The following is a 22,421-nucleotide window of genomic DNA, read 5'->3' on the forward strand; positions in this document are numbered from 1 at the left end:
CTCTTTCTAGTTTTGCTCAGCCAAAGCGACGGCGGCACCAATATCGACCGACACAATGCGAGAAACCCCGGGCTCTTGCATCGTGACGCCAACCAGCTGCTCAGCCATCTCCATGGAGACCTTATTATGACTGATGTAAACGAACTGTACTGTGCTCGACATCTCTTTGACAAGAGAACAGAAGCGACCGACGTTCACTTCATCGAGCGGTGCATCCACCTCATCCAGCAAACAAAATGGTGCTGGGTTGAGTCTGAAGATGGCAAAAACCAGCGCAAGCGCGGTTAACGCCTTCTCCCCCCCGGAAAGCAGGGCAATGGTAGCATTCTTCTTACCCGGAGGTCTCGCCATGATGCTCACTCCGGCCTCCAAAAGATCATCGGAGGTCAACTCAAGCCAGGCACTGCCCCCACCGAACACTTTCGGAAACAGGGATTTTAAATCTTCGTTGACCTTATCGAAAGTATCCCGGAACCGTATTTGTGTCTCTTTATCAATTCTTTTAATGGCTTGGCTCAATGTTTCCAGCGCTTGTTCGAGATCCTGACACTGGTTTTCCAGGTAAGTTGCCCGGGTTTTCGCCTCTTCATACTCCGCCAGCGCTGCCAAATTGATGGCGCCAAGTGCCTCCACTTGCGCCTCCAGGGTCTGGATCTCCTGCCGCAATTTGCCCCGATCGGCGGCAATCAGTACCGCCTGATCGAGATCCACCAGCCTGACCCCCAGCTCTTCAAACTGTTCGTGCAGCCCTTGCCGACGGGTGAGGTTGCGCTCTCGCTCCAAACGCAGAGTCGCCAGCTTCTCCTGCAGGGTCACCAGTTGCTTGTGATCGGCACTTCTGGCCTGCTCCAGCTCGCTCAACTGACGCTCCAGCTCGCTCAAGCGTTGCTGGCAAGCCAGTTGCAGCGCTTCCAGACTGCGTTGATCTGCCAGCAACGGGCCCAGATCAGGCCCTGCATCACTCGCAGGCCCCTTGAGCCCGGCCAGATCCAGCCCAAGCCTTGCCAGCTCCTCTTGGCCCAAGGTGAGCAAGTGGCGCAAGTTAACCAGCTCCAGCTGCAAACGCTGACTGGCAGCCTGTTGCTGTTCACGGCGCAAACGCGCCTCCTCCACCGCCCGCTCGCAGCGGGTCACCCGCTCCTGAGCGGCCTGCAACCCTTGGGTCAGCGGTTCCCCCTGCTCCTGCAACTCGGCAAGACGCGCTTCATCGAGCTCCAGTTGCTCACGGGCGCTGGCCAGCCGCTCTGCCTCCTCGGCCTGCTCCTGATCGAGCCGGATCAGCTCTTCGCCAAGCTGGCCCAGCCGCTGCAACCGCTCCTGCCGCTGACCCTGTTGCAGGCTCCAGGCTTCGCGCAGTTGTTGCCATTTTTGCTCCTGCTCGCGCAAGGTTCGCTGCGACAACTCCTGGGCACTGGCGTGTTGCGCGCGCCGGGCATCGGCTGCGACAAGTTGCTCAGCCAGTTGCGCCAGCCCCGCGGCAACGCTCTCCTGCTCGGAATGCAACCGCTCACGCTCCCCCAGCAGCGCCATGGTGCCGAGCGCCGCGCCCTGCCCCAGATCTGTCCAGTTGGGACCGAACCAGTCGCCCGCACTGGTCAGCAGTGACTCACCGGCGGCAAGGGTATGCTGGCGGGCAAATGCGGCCTCGCGGCTTTCGACCAGCCAGATAGCATTGAGGAAAGCGGGAATGTGCTCGCCGCCCAGTTGCGCCGCCAGAGTGCCGGCAACCGCCGGTTGCGCCGGGCCAATCCAGAGACCTTCTTGCGCCAGATTGCACTCGTCCGCAGGGGTGGCGGTCAGCCAGCGGCCAAGTACCTTGTCGAGCGCCGATGCCCACTCGGGGGCAACCTGCAGCCGATCGGCCAGGGTCGCCCCCTCCATTTGCTCGCCGAGGATCTGGTCCAGCGTCCCCTGCCGCGCCTGCAGCTCCCGTTGCAGGCCTAGCTGCTGGCCATGCTGCTGCTTGAGTTGCTCATGGGCTTCGACGGCTAAGGCCAGCTGCTCGGTCAGCTCGCCGGTGGCGGCCCGCGTCAACTCCAGCTCGCCACTCAAGGCATCGAGGGCCGGTTGCAGATCGTTGGCCTCTGCGCCAAGGGGGCCGGAGCGCTCATCTTCCAGTTTGAGACGGGCCAGCCGAGTCTTGGCTTGCAGCTCCTGCAGACCCCCCAACCGGGCACGAGTCTGGTTAAGTTGGCCCTGTAACAGGGTCACCTGCTGCTGCCACTGCTGCTGGCATTGACGGGCCCGCTCCAGTCCCTCGCTGGCCTGCTGGCGGGTCTCCTGCTGTTCGGTGAGCAACTGCTCACACTGCTCCAGCCGGGCGTCTTCCTGCTCGCCGCGCAATACCCCTTCGGTCAACTGCTCCTGCTGGCTGGCAAGCTGCTCCTTGCGGGTGGCGATCCGCTCGCCCAACGCTTGAGCACGGGCCTGCCAGTCACGCCCCAGTTCGCTCTGGTGCAGTTGCTGCTGTTCCAGCCGGGCGATGGCTTGCCCCCCGAGAAAAATCTGTTGCTGGCGACTCGCCTGCTCGGCTTGCGCCTCTTGTCTGGCGACCGACAGGGTGACGTGGCGCCCCTCGTCGGCGGTGCGCTTGGCATCCAATGCGGCCAACGCCTGCTCGGCCTGCGCCAGCTCGGCTTTCGCCTCGCCCAGACGGGTTTCCAGCGCCCACAACTCGGAGCCGATAAGCTCGGCGCGCGCGGCGCGCGAACGGCTCTTGAGCTGCTTATAGCGCTCGGCCGTTTCGGCCTGGGATTTAAGGTGATCGAGACGAGCACCCAACTCGCCGCGAATATCGCCGAGCCGCTCCAGATTCTCGCGAGTGTGGCGAATCCGCTGCTCGGTTTCGCGGCGTCGCTCCTTGTAGCGAGAGACGCCAGCCGCCTCCTCCATAAAGAGCTTGAGGTCAGCAGGGCGCGACTCCACCAGTCGACTCACGGTGCCCTGCTCGATGATGGCGTAGCTGCGGGGGCCAAGACCGGTACCAAGGAAGAGGTCGGTCACATCCTTGCGGCGGCACTTCTGGCCGTTGATTTGGTAATAGTTGGAGCCGTCACGCAGCACTTCGCGGCGCACCGAAATTTCGGTAAAACGGCCAAATTCACCGGGGACCCGATTATGGGGATTGTCGAACACTAGTTCGACCGAGGCGCGACCATGGGGGCTGCGATTGATGGAGCCATTGAAGATGACATCGGTCATGTTCTCGCCACGCAGATGGCGGGCAGAGCTCTCTCCCAGCACCCAGCGCACCGCATCGATCACGTTGGATTTGCCACAGCCGTTAGGGCCCACCACGGCAGTCATGTCTGCCGATAATTCAATGCGGGTCGGCTCGACGAACGACTTGAAGCCGGCGAGTTTGATCAGTTTCAGACGCATGGCGACCTGTATCAGTGGCGAAATAAAAGGAAGGCGGGCAGGCGACTTTACCAAATCAAAGGGATGTTTGTAATATGCTGGCTGTTCTCCCATGCATAGATGGAGCTCACATGAGCCAATCCCCCCATATGGTCAAAGAGTCAATCAGTGGTGCAGACTACTTCCTGCGCGGTTTTTCCCTGATCCGCCAACCGGGCATCCGCACCTTCGTGTTGATCCCGCTGTTAGTCAACTTCGTGCTGTTTGCCGGGGCCTTCTATGCCCTCCTGTTGCAACTTGACGGTCTGTTCGCCTGGCTCCATCAGCAGATCCCGGCCTGGCTAGACTGGCTCGATTACCTGCTGTGGCCCATCGCGCTCATCACCATACTGGTGGTCTTCTCGTTTATCTTCAGTTCGGTCACCAACTGGATCGCCGCCCCGTTCAACGGCCTGCTGGCGGAAAAAGTGGAGCAGATCCTCACCGGCCAGCCCGCCAATGACAGCGGCATGCTGGATATCGTCAAGGATGTGCCGCGCACCTTCGGCCGTGAATGGACCAAACTGAAGTATTACCTGCCCAAGGCCATCGGCTGCCTGATCCTGTTTTTCATCCCGGTGGTCGGCCAGACCCTGGCGCCGGTGCTCTGGTTCCTGTTCAGTGCCTGGATGATGGCGATCCAGTATGTGGATTATCCGTTCGACAACCACAAGATCGACTTCATCACCATGCGCGATGCCTTGAAGCAACGCCGTGGCAAGAGCCTGAGCTTCGGCGCCTTGGTCACCCTCTTCTCCGCCATTCCGGTGGTAAACCTGTTTGTGATGCCCGTCGCCATCTGTGGCGCCACCGCCATGTGGGTCGATCACTACCGGCAGGAGCAGTTGGGGCGCTAACCCTTGAACGTTGATTAGAAAAAGGCATCCGAAACGGTGCCTTTTTACTATTTAGCATGAATTAAATTCATGTATAGGTTGGATTACTTGTCCCATATAACACGAGTAGGTAGGATACGGGCCTTTCTCGTACCCTGGAATATCTCATGTTACATGCTCTCTTCTTGATCGGCCTGGTAGCCGAAGGGATGACTGGCGCGCTGGCCGCGGGTCGGCGACGGATGGATCTGTTTGGTGTGGTGATCATCGCCTCGGCGACGGCCATCGGGGGCGGTACCATTCGCGATGTGCTGCTGGGCCACTATCCGCTGCTCTGGATTGAACACCCGGAATATGTGCTGCTGGTTGCTGCCGCGGCGATGGCGGGAGTGGTCTCGGCCCCCTTGATGCGCTATCTCGGCAAGCTGTTTCTGGCACTCGATGCGCTGGGGCTGGTGGTGTTCTCTATCTTTGGCGCTGCCCGTGCGCTGGAGATGGGCCACGGTGCCGGTATTGCCTGCATCATGGCGGTGGTGACCGGGGTATTTGGCGGGGTGCTCAGGGATCTGCTCTGCCAGCGGATTCCGCTGGTGTTTCGTCGCGAGCTCTATGCGGCCATTTCACTGATCACTGCTGCTCTCTACTGTCTGGCGCTGGATCAGGGCTTGCCGACCAACTGGGCGGCCTTCGGCTCCATCGGCATCGGCTTTGTGCTGCGACTGTTGGCGGTACGCTTCAAGTGGGGACTGCCCACCTTCAACTACCAGTACGCGACCCACTGAGTACGCTGGCTTCTGGCGAGGCGGTATGGATTGCGAGCAACAAAAAAGCGCCCGAGTGGCGCTTTTTTCATGAGCATATTGATGGCTATGCCCCAATTACCTGTTGCACTCAGCCCTTGCAACCGCCCAGCTAATCGGGGCAGAGCCAATAAACAGGGGGCGCCATCCGCGCCCCCCTTCATAGACCTTTCAGATTATTATTTTTGGGGTGGATTGTCCCAAATCCCTGCTTCCAGCTGGGAGCGTATCTCCGGGTATTTGTTGGCATCGAAGGTCGGTACCTTACCCAGTCTGAGCTGATCGTTGTAATCCTTGGCCAGTTTGATCGCCACACCAGAGAGCAGCAAGATCGCCACCAGGTTGACGATGGCCATCAACCCCATGGAGACATCGGCCATGGCCCACACAATCGGCAACTCACCCACGGCACCGAACATCACCATCCCCAGCACGAACACCCGGAACAGCATCAGGCCGCCCTTGTGGTTGTGCTCAAGGAACACCAGATTGGTCTCGGCATAGGAGTAGTTCGCCACGATAGAGGTGAACGCGAAGAAGAAGATCGCTGCCGCAATGAAGATATTGCCGCCGTTGCCAATCTGGGAAGAGAGTGCCCGCTGGGTCAGCTCCACCCCTGTCACGCCGGAGCCCGGCTCAAACTGACCGGACATCAGGATGATGGCGGCGGTACAGCTACAGATGACGATGGTGTCCATAAAGACCCCCAGCATCTGTACATAGCCTTGAGAAGCCGGGTGCGGCGGATAGGGCGTCGCTGTCGCGGCGGCGTTGGGGGCAGAACCCATCCCCGCCTCGTTGGAGAAGAGACCGCGCTTGATGCCGTTGATCATCGCCTGGGAGATGGCATAACCCATGGCGCCAGAACCCGCCTGCTCAATCCCGAAAGCGGACTTGATGATCAACATGAAGACATGGGGCAGCTCGGTGATATTCATCGCCACGATCACCAGCGCCAGCAGGATATATGCCAGCGCCATCACCGGCACCACCAGCTCGGCAAAACGGGCAATGCCACGAATGCCGCCGAAGATGATGAGGCCGGAGAGTACCACCAGTGCCAGACCGCTGACCCAGTCAGGAATACCGAACGCCACCTTCATCGCCAGACTGATGGAGTTGGCCTGCACCGCATTGAATACCAGACCGAACGCGAGGATCAGACAGAGCGAGAACAGCACCCCCATCCAGCGCATGCCAAGGCCCTTTTCCATGTAATAAGCCGGGCCGCCACGGTAGTTGCCATCCTCATCCTTAACTTTGTAAAGCTGGGCCAGGGTACTTTCGACGAAGGCGGTCGCCATGCCGATAAAGGCGATCAGCCACATCCAGAAGATGGCACCGGGGCCGCCCAGATAGATGGCAACAGCCACACCGGCCAGGTTGCCAGTGCCCACGCGGGCGGCAAGACTGGTGCAGAGCGCTTGAAAAGAGGAGATGCCAGCATTGTCAGATTTACGGCTGTTTTTCAGCACGGAAAACATGTGGCCAAAGTGACGGATCTGGATAAAACCCAGTCTGAAAGTGAAAAAGATCCCGACCCCGATCAGCAGGTAGATGAGCACAGCTCCCCACATCAGGTCGTTTAGCATCGCAATCAAGGTGTCCATAATTCTCTCGTTGTTATTCACATCCATGGCCAGTCTGCGCTGACCGTTTTCTGTCTGTTGTTTAATTAGCGTTTCGCTAAAGGGGCGGAATCTAGCACAGCGGGAGAGCCCGGAATAGTGATCCCGATCACCCGGGACACAAAAAACGAACGGTAAACGCTCATAAAGCGCCATTTAAATCGCAAACTTTCAACAAATCCAATAATTTAATCAGGCACGCCAGTGTAGAGCCTCATAAGAAAACCATTTTTATCTCGCTCTGATGAGTTATTCGCAAAGGCAAACGCTTGCCTGAAATGGCTTTCAAACAGGGATATTTTGCCAAACGTTTTCCTAGTAATAAAATTACAAGTAGGTGATGAGGTAATTTATGTGATCGGCGACACAAATATGAATATTGGCTAAAAAAGTTGATCTGCAAGCAAACCGGAAATGTCCTGCAGAAAAATACAAAAAACCTTATTAATCATATAGTTTCTAGTACTAAAACGGTATGGCCAGACCGCTTGGATATTTAACAGCCAAGCGCCCCTATTGCAGGATGCACCACATAAGTATTAATTAGGCAGGCAATGACGATGGGTCACCCCCATCGCGCTTTTCTGAGCCTGAGGCATCAAGATCCTGTAATTTTATTTCAGAACCACCGTCTCAAGCCCGCAACCCAGGGATGACTCCCTCATTAAGAGATGATATTCGCTATGGCCGATAAATTAACCCAGCTGAAAGCCCTGACCACTGTTGTTGCCGACACCGGTGATATCGAAGCCATCAAACGCTATCAGCCCATCGATGCCACCACCAACCCCTCTCTGGTTCTGAAGGCCTCCGAGATCCCCGAGTACGCTCCGCTGATCGAAGACGCCATCAAGTGGGCCAAAGCCCAGAGCCAGGACAAGGCGCAGCAAATCATCGACGCGGGCGACAAGCTGGCCGTCAACATCGGTCTGGAAGTGCTGAAGATCGTTCCGGGCCGTATCTCTACCGAAGTGGATGCCCGTCTCTCCTTCGATACCGCTGCCAGCATCGCCAAAGCACGCAAGCTGATCCGTCTTTACAACGAAGCTGGTATCAGCAACGACCGCATTCTGATCAAGCTGGCCTCCACCTGGGAAGGGATCCGCGCCGCCGAGGTACTGGAGAAAGAGGGTATCCAGTGCAACCTGACCCTGCTGTTCTCCTTCGCCCAGGCTCGTGCCTGCGCCGAAGCCGGTGCCTTCCTGATCTCCCCGTTCGTGGGTCGCATCCTCGACTGGTACAAGGCCAAGCACAACCGTGACTACACCCAAAGCGAAGATCCGGGCGTCGTCTCTGTCACCGCCATCTACGACTACTACAAGCAGCACGACTACCCGACCGTGGTAATGGGTGCCAGCTTCCGCAACACCGGCGAGATCCTGGAACTGGCTGGTTGTGACCGCCTGACCATTGGCCCAGCGCTGCTGGAAGAGCTGAGCAAAACCGAAGGCGCCGTGGTACGCAAGCTGAACTACACCGGTGAGCGCAAGGCCAAACCGACCCCGATGACCGAAGCCGACTTCCGCTGGGAACTGAACCAGGACGCCATGGCCCACGAGAAACTGGGTGAAGGCATCCGCATGTTTGCCATCGACCAGGGCAAGCTGGAAACCATGCTGGCAAGCCGCCTGTAATCGGTTCATTTTTCTGGTAAAACCGGGTGCCTGGTAAGGCACCCGGTTTTTTTTATCGACTTTTCCAACCTTGTCATAACCCTGTAAAGAAAACGTTTTACTTTCAACTTCGTTATGTTATACGGGTGATGAAAACGATAAAAACCAAGGAGGGAGCCATGGAAATGTTCAACTTCGATTATGACGAGGTAGTTGAGCTCGGTTCACGTAGCCGCGGGACAACGGGAAAGAAACGTAAATGGCGTGAAATCGAAGCGCTCAAAGACAAACAGCGCTTGCAGAAGGAGCTGCAATCTATTGATATCGCGTATGAAGGTCTGACAGACGAGTTTCAACTGTAACAGCACCTAACTCAGACAAAAGCGCCCCAATCAACGGGGCGCTTTTTTATGTCTGCTGGGTAACATCCAATCCCTCTCACACAGGTCTGCTGCAGCAGTCATGAAACGCTGACAAAACGGGTGACAAGCCACCCGCAGCATTGAGCAGGATGGGCGCTGCCAGTAATAAAAGGCTATGTCCCAATTACGTGTTGCATGGGGTGCCCCAGCGCCTCATGCAGACACGCTTTGATATTCACTCCCTTCCCGTAACGCTCCAGCATCCTGCGCCAACCCAGATAATTCCTCAGGTAGTGAGTCGCCACGCCATGAAAGCGCACCATCCATTCTTTCAATCGATGGTGATATCCGTTTACATGTTGAATGTGGAATGCTCCTACTACCCGCTCACCCTGACGATTGCGCACCACCTTATGGGTCACGCCCTGCTCTTTGCTGAAACTGGCATATACGCCCGCACCATCGCTACACAGCACTGCATCCGGCGAGACCAGGGGCTTCAAGACCGCGATAACTGTTTCGGCATTCATCTTTTCCAACTGAAAATCTGCATGGTGACCAGCACGGTCCTGCACCACCATCACAGGGATGTAATCGGGCCCGGTTCCCCGGGTTCGCCCTTTACCTCCTCGACACCGAGCCAGACGAGGTAATCCCCGCTGCCCCTTGAACGACTCGAGGAAGAAGGTCTCGTCGACCTCAACGATGCCCTCTTCCCGTGTGGCTTGATGGGCGGCCATCGCACGCAAGAAGCGGTGGCGCCAGAGGAAAGCGGTGTTCTTGCTGACCCCGCAACGCAGAGCTGCCCGGCGGACAGTGAGTCCTTCAATGAGGGCTTGCGCGTAGTCTTCCCAGCACTGCGTTTTACGTAATCTGGCCAAGGGGGTCTTGGTCAGCACGGTACTGGTGCGTAGACACAGTTTGCAACGATAGCGACGTAGTCCGCGACTCCATCCCCATGGTGCCAGCTGATTGGCATCGGCCTGACAATGTGGGCAACCGCTGCATGCAGGTAGCTGGGTATTGAGTGAGGTAATGGTGTGGGGCGCCATGAGCTCCTGCCGGGCAACACGGCGTTGGCGCAGGGTAAGCTGTGGAAAGAGAGACAACAGGTGTTGAAAGGCTGGGGTATCCATGATGGTAGACCTCAAGGTAATGACCTACTTCAAGCTTAGCCTTTCAACACATAATTGGGACAGAGCCTAATAAAAAACCCCCGTTGATAACGCAATGCTGATCAGTTAAGGATCCATTGACCGATCCTTCTGCTGTAGGACAATCCGGAACCAATCATTGGTTCCGGATTTTTTTATGTCTATTGCAAACGACCTGAGCGATGTTATTGAAGCATCTGGCGACATGCTGGCCCGGTTGGCAATTTTTGCCGACCATATTCCCGACGAATGGATTACTGCCGCTGCCGCCTTGTCTGAAAAGGCCACTATCCGCCGACGCCGCTTACCTGCTGATATGGTCTTGTGGCTCGTCGTGGGGATGGCCTTTTTTCGCAATGAGCCCATCTCCGAGGTCGCTCGGCGCCTCAACATCTGTGCCGAAGGTTTGGCAAATGATGCCTTGCTCGCTGACAGTGCCCTGTCTCAAGCCCGTCAGCGACTCGGCAAACAGCCGCTCGAGTGGCTATTCAAGCAGTGTGCTGATGTGTGGGGGCGGGAACGTTATCCTGAAGGCCAGTGGCACGGCTTACAAGTCTTTGCTATCGATGGCGCCCTGTTCCGAACCCAGGATATGCCTGAACTCAGAGCGCATTTCGGCTCGGGTAACACCTCAACCAACCGGCAAACCCCCTACCCGATGCTGCGGTTGGTCACGCTGATGAATGTCCGTTCGCATGTCATTGCCAACGCGGCCATCAGCCCGTACCGCAAAGGGGAAATCCCCCTGGCCAGCGAGTTCATTCAATCATTGCCGGACAATTCGGTAACCCTGCTGGATAAAGGTTTCTTCGGTGCCGACCTGTTGCTGCGTATTCAGGCCGAAGACACCCATCGTCACTGGCTCATCCCGGAGCGCAAGGGGCTGGTGTATACGGAACTTGAACGCTATGGCGACGGTGACCGTCTGTTGCAAATGAAGGTCTCACTCAGGCACGCAAGAAAAACCCGGCGTTGCCGACGCACTGGCAAGTTCGTGCAGTGACCTATGAGGTGGCAGGCAAGGAGAAAACGGTATTTACCTCACTGCCCGTGGCGCGATTCAGCGCAGCTCAGGTGGCGACCCTGTACCACGAGCGCTGGGAAATCGAGCTGGGATACCGGGATATCAAAAGCTCAATGCAGCACAATGCCATCACGCTGAGAAGCAAGAAAGTGGACTTGGTCTATCAGGAGCTGTGGGGTTTGCTGCTTGGATACAATCTGGTCAGGCGGGAGGCGAGCCAGGCAGCGGTAGTCCATCAGCGAGCACCCAATGAGGTGAGCTTCAAATTTGCCTGTCAGTTCATAGCGAACCAGATGGCGGTGATGGCTGGCGCGCTATCGCCAGCGCATACGCCGCGGAGATTGGCGGAGTTGCGGGGCAGCATAGGCATCATGTTCATAGAAAAACGCCCCAGGCCATCGAGACCCAGGGCGGTGAAGATATCAAAGACCCGTTTTCCGGTAGATCGCAATGCGGCTCCGCTTAAGTGAACAGCATTGCCGCATTACGGGGCATTTTTCATCAAGCACGACAGCCTCGGGATCAGACCGAGGTATCGAGAGGTTCGAAGCCCTTGATCAGGTCATCGATGGCCTTCATCTGCTTGAGGAAGCCTTCCAGCTTCTCCAGCGGCAAGGCGCTCGGGCCATCGCAGCGAGCGATTTTCGGATCCGGGTGGGATTCGATAAACAGACCGGCCAGGCCCACTGCCATACCGGCGCGAGCCAGCTCGGTCACCTGTTCGCGGCGACCACCGGAGGCTGCTCCCAACGGATCACGGCACTGCAGGGAGTGGGTAACGTCAAAAATAACCGGGTAACCGCCGGTGCTCTTCTTCATCACGCCCAAGCCCAGCATGTCTACCACCAGGTTGTCGTAACCAAAGTTGGCGCCGCGCTCGCAGAGGATCAAGCGGTCATTACCGCACTCCTCGAACTTGTCGGTGATGTTCTTCATCTGACCCGGGCTCAGGAACTGGGGCTTTTTGATGTTGATGACATTACCGGTGCGCGCCATGGCCTCCACCAGATCGGTCTGGCGTGCCAGGAAGGCGGGCAACTGGATCACATCAACCACCTCGGCAACAGCCTTGGCCTGATGGGGCTCGTGCAGATCGGAGATCACCGGCATGCCGAAGGTGGCCTTCAGCTCTTGGAAAATCTTCATCCCCTCTTCCAGACCCGGACCGCGATAGGAGTGGATGGAGGAGCGATTAGCCTTATCCCAGCTCGCCTTGAAGACAAACGGAATACCCAGCTTAGTCGTCACTTCCATATACTTCTCGCACACCGCCATCGCCATATCGCGCGATTCCAGTACGTTCATGCCGCCAAACAGCACAAACGGTTTGTCGTTGGCAACGTCGATCTCGTTGATCTTGATATTCTTCTGATCCATCTAAGACATCCTTAATGAAGAGGCTTGGGGCTAAGATCCAGCGCAGCCAGCTGCACTTTGAGCACATCGGCTACCGGATCGTCCGGACATTGTTCAATAAAATAGCTAAAATCGTCGGCGGCCTGACGGGGGCAGTCGAGCTGCTCGTAGATAAAGCCGCGATCCCGCGTCTCCAGCGGGTCACCCGGCTTCATGCGCAATAGCAGCTCGCTGCAGCGCAGCGCCTCAGGCATGCGATCTTCCCGCAGCAGGGCACCCTTGCTGACGTTGAGCAGTCGCTCGATGATTTCCCACTGCCCAGACGGTTGCAGATAAGCCGGGGTCAGGGTGGCCAAATCCCCCAACGCACCGCGCAGCAATAGTTCGATACGCGCCAGACTCAGCTCATCGCCGGTAAAGGGATCGACATAGACCTCTCCTTCACCACCGGCAAAGCTCACCAGAAAGTGGCCGGGGAAACAGATCCCCTCCACATCGAGCCCGAGCTTGCGCCCCAGCTGAATAATCAAAATACCGAGGCTGACCGGGATCCCCTTGCGCTGCACTAGAACCTGATTGAGGTCACTATTATTTGCAGAGAAGTAATCATGCCAGTCGCCATGAAAACCGAGCTGCTGGTAAAAGCCCTGCAACAGTTGCTCACGCACCTCGTCGCAGGTTCCCTCTTCGATCTGTTCATCCAGCCACTCATCCAGCAGGGTCAACTCACGCCCTCCCTGCTCGGCAGATCCGTAAATCTCATCGCTGATCGACAACGCCAGTTCGGTGATGTCATGAGCTTCAAAATCGGTCCATTCGTCTATGCGTAACATCTTTTTCATGCCTTAACCGAATAAACTCGTCTGTTTGAGCACTGCCAACTTGGCAATGAAAAAGAGCCACCCCAGGGCGCCCAGAAAAGAACACCAGCGGATAAGATTGCTTTTGGCCAGCCGCAGCGCCATGGTCGCCAGAAATACCAGCACCACAATACCCATCAACTTTTCACTGAGCCAAGGTGTGCCGTTATTGAACGGGTTGAGATCCAACGCAACACAGAGCAGCACGCCGGAGAGCACCACCAGACCGTTGAGCCAGCCACTGAGTTTCACCACAGGCGCGCTGTAGGCACGGCCAGCGGTTGTTTGCACCCAGTAGAAGCGGAGCATAAACATCAGCACGGCCCCGGCAATCAGGAAGAAGTGCAGCAGTTTGAGCACAAAATACATCGTTAATCCTTGCAAGGAGCGCCACAACGGCACCCAGCGTATAAAACCTGTCGTTCGGCCAAACTCAGGCTAAAACGGGACCTTTCCGCTACGGACAGCGCCCCAGTGTGACCCTGTCGTTATCGCCGTAATCGCGCACCGTGGCGACCTCGCGGTAGCCGCTATCCCCCAGCAACTGCCGCACTGCAGCGCCCTGATCCCAACCATGTTCCAGCAACAGCCAGCCATCGGTCAGCAGATAAGCGGGGGCATGGGCCACGATGTGGCGGATATCGGCCAATCCGGCCTCATCGGCAACCAGCGCCGAGCGTGGTTCAAACCGTACGTCACCCTGCTCGAGATGGGGATCGGCGCCATCAATATAGGGGGGATTGGAGACAATCACCGCAAAACGAGGCGTCTGGTCGCGATCCGGTTCACCCAGCGGCTCGAACCAGCTGCCGTCGCGCACTTCAATGGGCAATCCCAGCGCGGCGCTGTTTTCGCGGGCCAATGCGGCGGCATCGGCCATCCTGTCCACCGCCCATACATCGACCTCGGGCCGCTCGGACTTGAGCGCCAGCGCGATGGCGCCGGTGCCGGTGCCCAGATCCAGCACGGCACACGGTCCTTGCGGGATTTTGGTCAGCGCCTGCTCCACCAGTACCTCGGTATCGGGGCGCGGGATCAGGGTCGCCGGGCTCACTTTCAGCGGCAGCGACCAGAACTCCCGCTCTCCGATGAGGTGGGCGATGGGTTCACCCGCCAGCCGACGGTCAAGCCACCCTTGCAGGGTGGCCTGCTGGGCGGCATCCAGCTCGCGCTCGGGCCAGGTCATCAGATAGCCGCGGCGACAATCGAGCAGATGGCAGAGCAGCACATCGGCGTCGGCACGGGGGGATTCCCCGCCAGCCAGCACCGTCATGATATGGGAGCGGGCCTGCTGGATCTGCATCAGTGCCACCCCATCCTATGGGCGCAACACTTAATGCGAGCTTGCCGGATCACCAGTTGCATCAACTGTTCTCGGCCAGTGAGGCGAGCTGATCGGCCTGATACTCCTGCACCAGCGGCGTGATGATGCAGTCCAGATCCCCTTCCAAAATTTCGGAGAGGCGGTACAGGGTGAGGTTGATGCGGTGCTCGGAGAGACGGCCCTGCGGGTAGTTGTAGGTACGGATGCGCTCGGAGCGATCACCGGAGCCCACCAGATTGCGGCGGGTGCTCTGTTCGGCGGCGCGGTGGCGCTCATCCTCGGCAGCCTGCAGGCGGGCAGAGAGCACTGACATCGCCTTGGCGCGGTTCTTGTGCTGGGAGCGCTCGTCCTGACACTCCACCACCAGACCGGTCGGCAGGTGGGTAATGCGAATGGCCGAGTCGGTCTTGTTGACGTGCTGACCACCGGCACCAGAGGCGCGGAAGGTGTCGATCTTCAGATCAGAAGGGTTGATCTCGATCTGCTCGGCTTCCGGCACTTCCGGCAGCACGGCGACAGTACAGGCGGAGGTGTGCACCCGGCCTTGGGATTCGGTCTCTGGCACCCGCTGCACCCGGTGACCACCGGACTCAAACTTGAGGCGGCCATAGACCCGCTCGCCGTCGATCTTGGCGATCACCTCCTTGTAGCCACCATATTCACCGTCGTTGCAACTGACGATGGAAAGGCGCCAGCCCTGACGCTCGGCAAAACGTGAATACATGCGAAACAGGTCGCCCGCAAAGATCGCCGCTTCGTCGCCACCGGCACCGGCGCGGATCTCCAGATAACAGTTATTGTCATCGCGGGGATCCTTGGGCAGCAGCATGACCTGCATCGCCTGCTCCTGCTGCTCCAGGGCGGCCTTGACCAGTGGCAACTCCTCCTGCGCCATCTCGCGCAGGTCGGCGTCATCCTCTTCCAGCATCAGCTGGGTGGTCTCCAGATCATCCTGCGCCTGACGATAATGCTGGAAAGCGTGAACGATATCTTCCAGCTGGGCATACTCGCGGGTCAGGGCGCGGTAGCGCTCCTGATCCGAGACTACGTCCGGCTCGCCGAGCATGGCCTGAACTTCTTCGTGGCGCTCGATGAGGCCTTCCAGCTTTCTGATCAGTGACGGATTCATAACTCTTGCATTCTCAATGGAGGAAGGGGCCGCCAGCATGGCAACCCCGAACAATTACTCTTGGGACAATCCCAGCGCCTGCCGCAAGCGGGACAGCTCGCTCTGATCGCCCTGGGAAGCCGCCTGGCGCAAGGCCTGGGTCGGCGCGTGGATCAACTTGTTGGTGAGGCGATGGGCCATCGCCTTGAGCGCCTGCTCGGCACTCTCGCCCTGTGCCAATGCCAGCAGGGCGCGCTGCAGCTCTTCGTCAGCCACCTGTTGGGACTGATGACGATAGTCGCGGATCAGATCGACCGAGCGTTGGCTCCGGTACCAACCCATAAACTCGTCGCGCTCTTCCTGCACGATCACTTCCGCCTGCGCCGCCGCCCTTTTACGGGTTTCGAGGTTCTGCTCGATGATCCCCTGCAAATCATCCACCGTGTAGAGATAGGCATCGGAGAGCTCATCGACTTCGGCTTCGATGTCACGCGGCACGGCGATATCCACCAGAAACATCGGCTTGGAGCGGCGGGCTTTGAGGGCACGCTCCACCATCCCCTTGCCAATGATCGGCAGGGGGCTGGCGGTCGAACTGATGACGATATCCGCCTCGTGCAGATAGTCGGGGATCTCTTCGAGCGTCATCACCTGGGCACCGAATTCGGCCGCCAGGGTCTGGGCGCGCTGCAAGGTGCGGTTGGCCACCATCATCCGGGTGACGTTCTGCTCACGCAGATGGCGTGCCACCAGCTCGATGGTCTCCCCCGCCCCCACCAGCAGTACCTTGGTCTGGGAAAGATCGGAGAAGATCCGCCGACCCAGGCTGACGGCGGCAAAGGCCACCGACACGGCACTGGCGCCAATCTCGGTATCGGTGCGCACTCTTTTTGCCACCGAGAAAGATTTCTGGAACAGCCGCTCCAGCGCCCCCTTCACCGACTCCGCCTGCTGGGCGTGGGCATAGGATTGCTTGATCTGCCCCAGGATCTGCGGCTCACCGAGCACCAGCGAATCAAGCCCGCACGCCACCCGCATCAAGTGGCGCACCGCCTCTTCGTCATGGTGCTGATAGATGGCATTGACCAATTCGGCTGCGTCCAGCCCGTGGAATTGCTGCAACCAGCGCAACACATCGCTCTGCTGCTCGCCATCCAGGTTGCAGTACAGTTCGGTCCGGTTGCAGGTTGAGACAATCACCGCTTCGCTGACACCGGATTGGCTCACCAGCTCACGCAAGGCGCGATCGATGCAGTCCGGGCCAAAGGCGACCCGCTCCCGCAAGGCGACACTGGCGGTGTTGTGGTTGATTCCGAGTGCTAGCAAACTCATGAGTGGGCGACGATCATTTCATATGCAGGGTGCAAAGGCGGCAATTGTACGAGAAAGGGTAAGTCTTTAAAAGCAATACGGCAGCCCCGTATACTGTGGCAAATTCCTCTCTCTGGAGCCTTGCCGTGCTGTTGCGTATTTTCACCCTCACCTGCCTGCTGTTGCTGGCCGGTTGTGCCACCACCCAACCCCAACGGGATCAGGTGAACTGGAACCAGGAGCGGACCCGTCTCGAACAGCTGACCCACTGGCAGATCGTCGGCAAGATGGCCATCATCACCCCCCAGCAGAAAGGCAGCGCCCGCCTCAACTGGCAGCAGGATGGCGAAGATTATCGCCTCAACCTCAGCAGCCTGATCGGCACCAGCATTCTGGAGCTCTCCCGCAGCAAAGGCGAGATCACCCTGCTCGACAGCGACGGCAAGCGCCACCAGAGCCAGGATGCCGAAGCGCTTATCTATCAACTGACCGGCTGGCATATTCCGGTCGCCGGATTGCCGGAGTGGATCAAGGGGCTGCCGGGTCAGGCGGAGTTTGCACTCAACCCCGACAGCAGTCTGGCCAGTGTCCGTGACGGCCAGTGGCAGATCGTCTATGGCGATTATCGGGATCAAGATGGCTACCGCCTGCCCCACCAACTGACCATGACCGGCCAGAACAGCCGCCTCAAGCTTCAGATCAACCAATGGACTCTTGCACGTTAATGGCTTCTACACGCTGGCCGGCACCGGCCAAACTCAACCTGTTTTTACACGTCAATGGCCGTCGCGCCGATGGCTATCACGAGCTGCAAACCCTGTTTATCTTCCTCAATCACAACGACTGGCTCGAGTTCGAGGTGATTTCCGGCAGCGACACACTCACCCTGAGCCCGGCCATTCCCGGGGTACCGGATGAGCAGAATCTGATCATCCGGGCGGCGCGCCTGCTGCAGGCAAAACTGCCGAGCCCGCAGGGGGCCCATATCCGGTTGGAGAAAGTGCTGCCCATGGGGGGCGGAATTGGCGGCGGATCGTCCGATGCAGCGACCACGCTAGTGGCGCTTAACCAGCTCTGGCAAGCCGGTTTGAGCGAAGATGAACTGGCACAGCTCGGCGTGCAGCTGGGGGCCGATGTGCCGGTGTTTGTCCGTGGTCGGGCCGCCTTTGCCGAAGGGGTGGGCGAGCGGCTGCAACCGGTCGAATTACCAAGCGCCTGGTATCTGGTACTCAAACCCGATTGCCATGTGGCCACGGCGGCGGTATTTCAGGATCCGGACCTGCCCAGAGCCACTCCGAAAATGGCGCTGGACAACTTGCTGGCAGGTGAGTGGAAAAACGATTGCGAATCACTGGTGAAAAAGCGCCACCCCGAGGTTGCCAATGCGCTCGGCTGGTTGCTAGAATACGCGCCGTCGAGAATGACGGGCACAGGAGCCTGCGTCTTTGCTCAATTTGAAGACGAAGTGACTGCTCGGGAAGTGTTTGCCAAGGTGCCGAAGGGGCTAGATGGGTTTGTCGCGAAAGGCGAGAACATATCACCTCTCTTCTGGACATTGCAACAGTTCAAATGATTGGGGTATCGCCAAGCGGTAAGGCAGCGGGTTTTGATCTCGCCATTCCTAGGTTCGAATCCTAGTACCCCAGCCAAATCCAGAGCCATAATATCCTTGCTCGTTATCTTGATAAATCGTTTGCCCCAAAACGATATGGGTCTGATTTCAGACTCCCCCACATACTGGATGCAACCCCGAGGTTTCAAACCGTGCCTGACATGAAGCTGTTTGCTGGTAACGCAACGCCGGAACTAGCCCAGAAGATCGCAGATCGCCTGTTTATCAAACTCGGCAATGCTGCCGTAGGTCGCTTTAGCGACGGCGAGATCAGCGTACAGATCAATGAGAATGTACGTGGTGGCGATATCTTCATCATTCAATCCACCTGTGCCCCGACCAACGACAATTTGATGGAATTGATCGTTATGGTGGATGCACTGCGTCGTGCTTCAGCTGGCCGTATCACAGCCGTTATCCCCTACTTTGGTTATGCCCGTCAGGACCGCCGCGTCCGCTCCGCTCGTGTACCTATCACCGCCAAGGTTGTCGCTGACTTCCTCTCCAGCGTGGGTGTGGATCGCGTGCTGACCGTTGACCTGCATGCCGAGCAGATCCAGGGCTTCTTTGACGTTCCGGTCGACAACGTGTTCGGTAGTCCGGTACTGCTGGAAGACATGAAGTCCAAGAACCTCGAGTCTCCAGTTGTCGTCTCGCCAGACATCGGCGGCGTAGTGCGTGCCCGCGCCATCGCCAAGCTGCTGGACGATACCGACATCGCCATCATCGACAAGCGTCGTCCCCGCCCGAACGTCTCTCAGGTCATGCACCTGATCGGTGATGTTGCTGGCCGCGACTGCGTCATCGTTGATGACATGATCGACACCGGCGGCACCCTGTGCAAAGCCGCAGAAGCCCTGAAAGAGCGTGGCGCCAAGCGTGTATTCGCTTATGCGACTCACCCGGTCTTCTCTGGCACTGCCGTCGAGAACATCAAGAACTCGGTGATCGATGAACTGATCATCACCGACTCCATCCCGCTCACCGCGGAGATGAAAGCGATTGGTAAAGTCAAACAGCTGACTCTCTCAACCGTGCTGGCCGAAGCCATTCGCCGCATCAGTAACGAAGAGTCCATCTCTGCCATGTTTGAGCATTGATAGATTCAGCAATAACGAAAACCGCCTGCTGGCGGTTTTCGTCTTTCTGAACCCTCTCTTTCCACCCCTTTGCTATCTGGTACGACCCTGCCCCCGGCAGGCTTAAGGATTTACCCATGAATTGCTTGCGTCCCCTCCTGCTCGCGACCCTCACCAGCGCCCTGTTTGCCTGTCAGCCAGCGAAAGAGAGTCAACCCTTCGTGCTGACCCTGGCCCACATGAACGATACCCACTCCCAGTTTGATCCGGTCAATGCCGATCTAACCGGGCAGATCTTTGGCCAGCAGGAGGAAACGGACACCCTCTACACCCGTTTTGGCGGCTACCCCCGGCTGCTGACCATGGCAAAGGTTTATCAGGCCGAGGCACTGGCCAAGAACCAGCCCATACTGCTGCTGCACGGTGGCGACGCCTGGCAGGGCAGCGGCTACTTCAAGCTCAACGAAGGGATGGCCAATGCCGATCTGCTGAGTCAGTTTGGCCTGGATGCCATGGCGCTGGGCAACCACGAGTTCGATCTGGACAACCAGAAGCTGGCCCGCTTCATTGAGGGGGTCAACTTCCCGGTGCTGGCTGCCAACCTCGACACCAAGGCCGATCCTGCCCTGAGCAAGGCAGACAACCTCAAGCCCTTCGTGGTCTATGCCTTTGACGGCAACCAGAAGAGCCCGGTCATCGATCTCGACAAGCTGCCGCAAGGCAAACAGCTGGTCGCTATCATCGGTCTGGTGCTGGAAGACATGGGTAATATCGCCCCCAACGTTGGCAAGCTGCGCTTTGGCAAAGAGGTCACCTCGGCTCAGGCCACAGTCGATCTGCTGCAGGCCAAAGGGATCAACCAGATCGTTGCCCTGACCCACATCGGCAACGAGCGGGATCTGGCGCTGGCAGCCAAGGTAAATGGCATCGATGCCATCGTCGGCGGCCACTCCCACAGCCTGCTCGGCGATTTTCGCAATATTGGCTGGGGCAAGACCGGCGACTACGCCAAGCTGGTGACCAACCCAGACGGCATTGGCAAGACCTGCGTGGTGCAGGCAGGCTCTTACGCCCAAGCCATCGGTCTGGCGCAGGTGACCTTTGACAGCCAAGGCCAGCTGACCGACTGCCAGGGCCACAACAGCCTGCTGGCCAGCCGCGACTTCTTCGCCGATCCGGCCCGCAAGCAAGCGCTCGACCAAACCCGCAGCAAAGAGGCGAGCAAGTTTGTCGACAACCAACCCAATCTGGTAACCGTGGATGAGGATCCGCGCCTGCGCGGCATCATCGACAGCCACTACAAACCGGCGCTGGAGAAAGCCTACGGCCCGGTGATCGGCACCATCCCCGCACAGCTGCAAAATGCCCGGCGCCCCGGCGACAACGGCAGCGACAGCCACGGCTCCGATGTGGCGCCGCTGGTCGCCGAAGGGGAGTTCTACTGGGCCAATACGCCAGCAGTGCAAGCCCTGACCGGTGGCCCAGTGGACTTCGCCCTGCTGGCGGTGGGCGGGGTGCGCGCCGAACTGCCTGCTGGCGAATGGCGCGAGGGGGATAGTGCCCTCACCCTGCTGCCGTTCAAAAACCAGCTCTCGGTGCTGACCCTGACCGGCGCCGAAGTGCGCGCCCTACTGAGCGAAACCATCACTGCCACCCTGCCCGCCAGCGCCCATGCTGGCAAGTTCCCCTACGGTGGCAACCTGCGCTACACCTTCCAGGAAACCGACGCAGGCAAAGCAGGCACCCTGAGCCAGTTGCAGCGCAAGACCGCAAGCGGCGAGTGGCAAGATCTGCTGGATAACCAGCGCTATCGGGTGGTGATGAACGCCTACAGCGCCAACGGCAACGATGGCTGGCAGGCACTGGCCAATGCCCAGCGCAACCAGAGCGAGCGGGTCGATATCGCCAGCGTCAACGGCAAGCTGACCGCCTTCCCGGTGCTGAAAGTGGCACAAAACGGCGAACTGCTCAGCGCCGTCTATGCCCCGGGCCAGGCCCTCGACTGCAAGGCCAGCGGCGTGGATTGCGGCACCGATGCCGCTTCCTTTGTGGAGTATGTGCGCGAGGCTCGCCCCACCCTGACCGCACTGGATGAAGAGACAGTCACCCTGCTGCGAGCCAAGTAAATCGGCCTATCCGTTACCTGCAACAGGCCTCTTGCATGAGGCCTGTTTATTGATTGCTAGCTGACCGTTAGCTGCCTGAGTGGCTCAAATCCCGCCAGAACATGAGCATTGGTTGAGTGATCGTCACTCGGCGGCTAGAATATTGCGTCCTATTGCTCTGGGTAGTGTACCCATGGCAGCTGCGAGTGAAGACATCAAGCGTGACAAGCGAAATCAAACTGATCGTCGGACTGGGTAACCCCGGCCCGGAATATGCCAAGACCCGCCACAATGCGGGCGCCTGGTATGTGGAGCAACTGGCCCGCTGGCACAATGTCAGCCTGCGTGAAGAACCCAAGTTCTTTGGCCATACTGCCCGCATTCAGGTCGAGGGGCAGGATGTGCGTCTGCTAATCCCGAACACCTATATGAACCTCTCTGGCAAAGCGGTCGCTGCTCTGGCGCGCTTTTATCAGATTGAGCCAGAAGCAATGCTGGTTGCCCACGATGAACTTGACCTGCCGCCGGGCATCGCCAAGTTCAAACAGGGCGGTGGTCACGGCGGCCATAACGGCCTCAAAGACATCATCGCCAAAATGGGCAACAACAATAACTTCTTCCGGCTGCGCCTCGGGATCGGCCATCCCGGCAGCAAAGAGCTGGTGGCAGGCTTTGTGCTGACCAAGGCCCCCGGCAGTGAACAGAACCTGATCGACGCCGCGCTGGACGAATCTCTGCGCGCCACCGATATCCTGTTCAAACAAGATATGACCAAGGCCATGAATCGCTTACACAGCTTCAAGGCCGAAAAAGTCTGAACAAGCGGTGATCGATGACGCGCGGGATGAAT

General features: G+C 58.4%; 18 protein-coding genes, 1 tRNA gene and 1 pseudogene. 11 read left to right on the forward strand and 9 right to left on the reverse strand.

What is annotated here, in order from left to right; all coding sequences use genetic code 11:
* Positions 1–6: 6 nt before the first annotated feature.
* A complete protein-coding gene (locus CK911_RS11505; RefSeq protein ID WP_098970066.1) occupies positions 7–3,381 on the reverse strand; it encodes an AAA family ATPase in 3,375 nt (1,124 codons plus the stop codon).
* Between the two features lie 110 nt (positions 3,382–3,491).
* Between CK911_RS11505 and cysZ the strand changes: the two genes are divergently transcribed.
* Positions 3,492–4,256: a sulfate transporter CysZ gene (gene cysZ, locus CK911_RS11510; RefSeq protein ID WP_068976796.1), complete on the forward strand. Its 765-nt coding sequence runs from the start codon at positions 3,492–3,494 to the stop codon at positions 4,254–4,256.
* Positions 4,257–4,402: 146 nt separating this feature from the next.
* Complete coding sequence (locus CK911_RS11515; RefSeq protein WP_042020091.1) at positions 4,403–5,017, forward strand: trimeric intracellular cation channel family protein; 615 nt, start codon at positions 4,403–4,405, stop codon at positions 5,015–5,017.
* 197 nt (positions 5,018–5,214) lie between these two features.
* Here the strand turns inward: CK911_RS11515 and CK911_RS11520 are convergent, their stop codons facing one another.
* The gene (locus CK911_RS11520) at positions 5,215–6,645 is read right to left on the reverse strand and encodes a sodium:alanine symporter family protein (protein WP_068976797.1); all 1,431 of its coding nucleotides are present in this window, start codon (positions 6,643–6,645) and stop codon (positions 5,215–5,217) included.
* A 701-nt stretch (positions 6,646–7,346) separates the two neighbouring features.
* Here CK911_RS11520 and tal point away from each other — a divergent pair.
* Together tal and CK911_RS11530 are read left to right on the forward strand one after the other, a co-directional pair.
* Complete coding sequence (gene tal / locus CK911_RS11525) at positions 7,347–8,297, forward strand: transaldolase (RefSeq protein ID WP_139425208.1); 951 nt, start codon at positions 7,347–7,349, stop codon at positions 8,295–8,297.
* A 158-nt stretch (positions 8,298–8,455) separates the two neighbouring features.
* On the forward strand, positions 8,456–8,638 hold the full coding sequence (locus CK911_RS11530) for a DUF3545 family protein (protein ID WP_042020087.1): 183 nt from the start codon (positions 8,456–8,458) through the stop codon (positions 8,636–8,638).
* 173 nt (positions 8,639–8,811) lie between these two features.
* Here the strand turns inward: CK911_RS11530 and CK911_RS11535 are convergent, their stop codons facing one another.
* Entirely contained in the window at positions 8,812–9,774 is a 963-nt protein-coding gene (locus tag CK911_RS11535) for an IS1595 family transposase (RefSeq protein WP_098969540.1), read from the reverse strand.
* Positions 9,775–9,949: 175 nt separating this feature from the next.
* Here CK911_RS11535 and CK911_RS11540 point away from each other — a divergent pair.
* Positions 9,950–11,286: pseudogene (locus CK911_RS11540) on the forward strand (IS4 family transposase).
* 52 nt (positions 11,287–11,338) lie between these two features.
* Here the strand turns inward: CK911_RS11540 and kdsA are convergent.
* The 6 genes from kdsA to hemA all read right to left on the reverse strand — a co-directional run bounded on the left by kdsA (position 11,339) and on the right by hemA (position 16,796).
* Positions 11,339–12,193 (reverse strand): 3-deoxy-8-phosphooctulonate synthase, encoded by an 855-nt coding sequence (gene kdsA / locus CK911_RS11545; RefSeq protein WP_042020544.1) that lies wholly within the window; start codon positions 12,191–12,193, stop codon positions 11,339–11,341.
* 11 nt (positions 12,194–12,204) lie between these two features.
* Complete coding sequence (locus tag CK911_RS11550; protein WP_098970070.1) at positions 12,205–13,005, reverse strand: SirB1 family protein; 801 nt, start codon at positions 13,003–13,005, stop codon at positions 12,205–12,207.
* Between the two features lie 12 nt (positions 13,006–13,017).
* A complete protein-coding gene (locus CK911_RS11555; RefSeq protein WP_098970072.1) occupies positions 13,018–13,401 on the reverse strand; it encodes a SirB2 family protein in 384 nt (127 codons plus the stop codon).
* A gap of 88 nt (positions 13,402–13,489) precedes the next feature.
* Positions 13,490–14,335 (reverse strand): peptide chain release factor N(5)-glutamine methyltransferase, encoded by an 846-nt coding sequence (prmC, locus tag CK911_RS11560; protein WP_098970074.1) that lies wholly within the window; start codon positions 14,333–14,335, stop codon positions 13,490–13,492.
* A 61-nt stretch (positions 14,336–14,396) separates the two neighbouring features.
* Entirely contained in the window at positions 14,397–15,485 is a 1,089-nt protein-coding gene (gene prfA / locus CK911_RS11565) for a peptide chain release factor 1 (protein ID WP_042020540.1), read from the reverse strand.
* 54 nt (positions 15,486–15,539) lie between these two features.
* A complete protein-coding gene (gene hemA / locus CK911_RS11570) occupies positions 15,540–16,796 on the reverse strand; it encodes a glutamyl-tRNA reductase (RefSeq protein WP_098970076.1) in 1,257 nt (418 codons plus the stop codon).
* Between the two features lie 125 nt (positions 16,797–16,921).
* Here hemA and lolB point away from each other — a divergent pair, with 125 nt between their 5' ends.
* The 6 genes from lolB (at position 16,922) to pth (ending at position 22,389) form a co-directional block, all read left to right on the forward strand.
* Positions 16,922–17,500 carry a lipoprotein insertase outer membrane protein LolB gene (gene lolB, locus CK911_RS11575; protein ID WP_172954009.1) on the forward strand — a complete coding sequence of 193 codons (579 nt, stop codon included), beginning with the start codon at positions 16,922–16,924 and terminating at the stop codon, positions 17,498–17,500.
* Complete coding sequence (gene ispE / locus CK911_RS11580; RefSeq protein ID WP_157774556.1) at positions 17,500–18,348, forward strand: 4-(cytidine 5'-diphospho)-2-C-methyl-D-erythritol kinase; 849 nt, start codon at positions 17,500–17,502, stop codon at positions 18,346–18,348. Before lolB ends, ispE begins: the two co-directional genes overlap by 1 nt.
* A 1-nt stretch (position 18,349) precedes the next feature.
* A tRNA-Gln gene (locus CK911_RS11585) sits at positions 18,350–18,424 on the forward strand.
* A gap of 115 nt (positions 18,425–18,539) precedes the next feature.
* Positions 18,540–19,487 carry a ribose-phosphate pyrophosphokinase gene (locus CK911_RS11590; protein ID WP_042020535.1) on the forward strand — a complete coding sequence of 316 codons (948 nt, stop codon included), beginning with the start codon at positions 18,540–18,542 and terminating at the stop codon, positions 19,485–19,487.
* A gap of 116 nt (positions 19,488–19,603) precedes the next feature.
* On the forward strand, positions 19,604–21,592 hold the full coding sequence (locus CK911_RS11595) for a bifunctional UDP-sugar hydrolase/5'-nucleotidase (RefSeq protein WP_098970081.1): 1,989 nt from the start codon (positions 19,604–19,606) through the stop codon (positions 21,590–21,592).
* A gap of 200 nt (positions 21,593–21,792) precedes the next feature.
* Positions 21,793–22,389 carry an aminoacyl-tRNA hydrolase gene (gene pth / locus CK911_RS11600; protein WP_098970084.1) on the forward strand — a complete coding sequence of 199 codons (597 nt, stop codon included), beginning with the start codon at positions 21,793–21,795 and terminating at the stop codon, positions 22,387–22,389.
* Positions 22,390–22,421: the final 32 nt, after the last annotated feature.

Source organism: Aeromonas sp. CU5, from assembly GCF_002586745.1.
Lineage (GTDB): Bacteria > Pseudomonadota > Gammaproteobacteria > Enterobacterales > Aeromonadaceae > Aeromonas > Aeromonas sobria.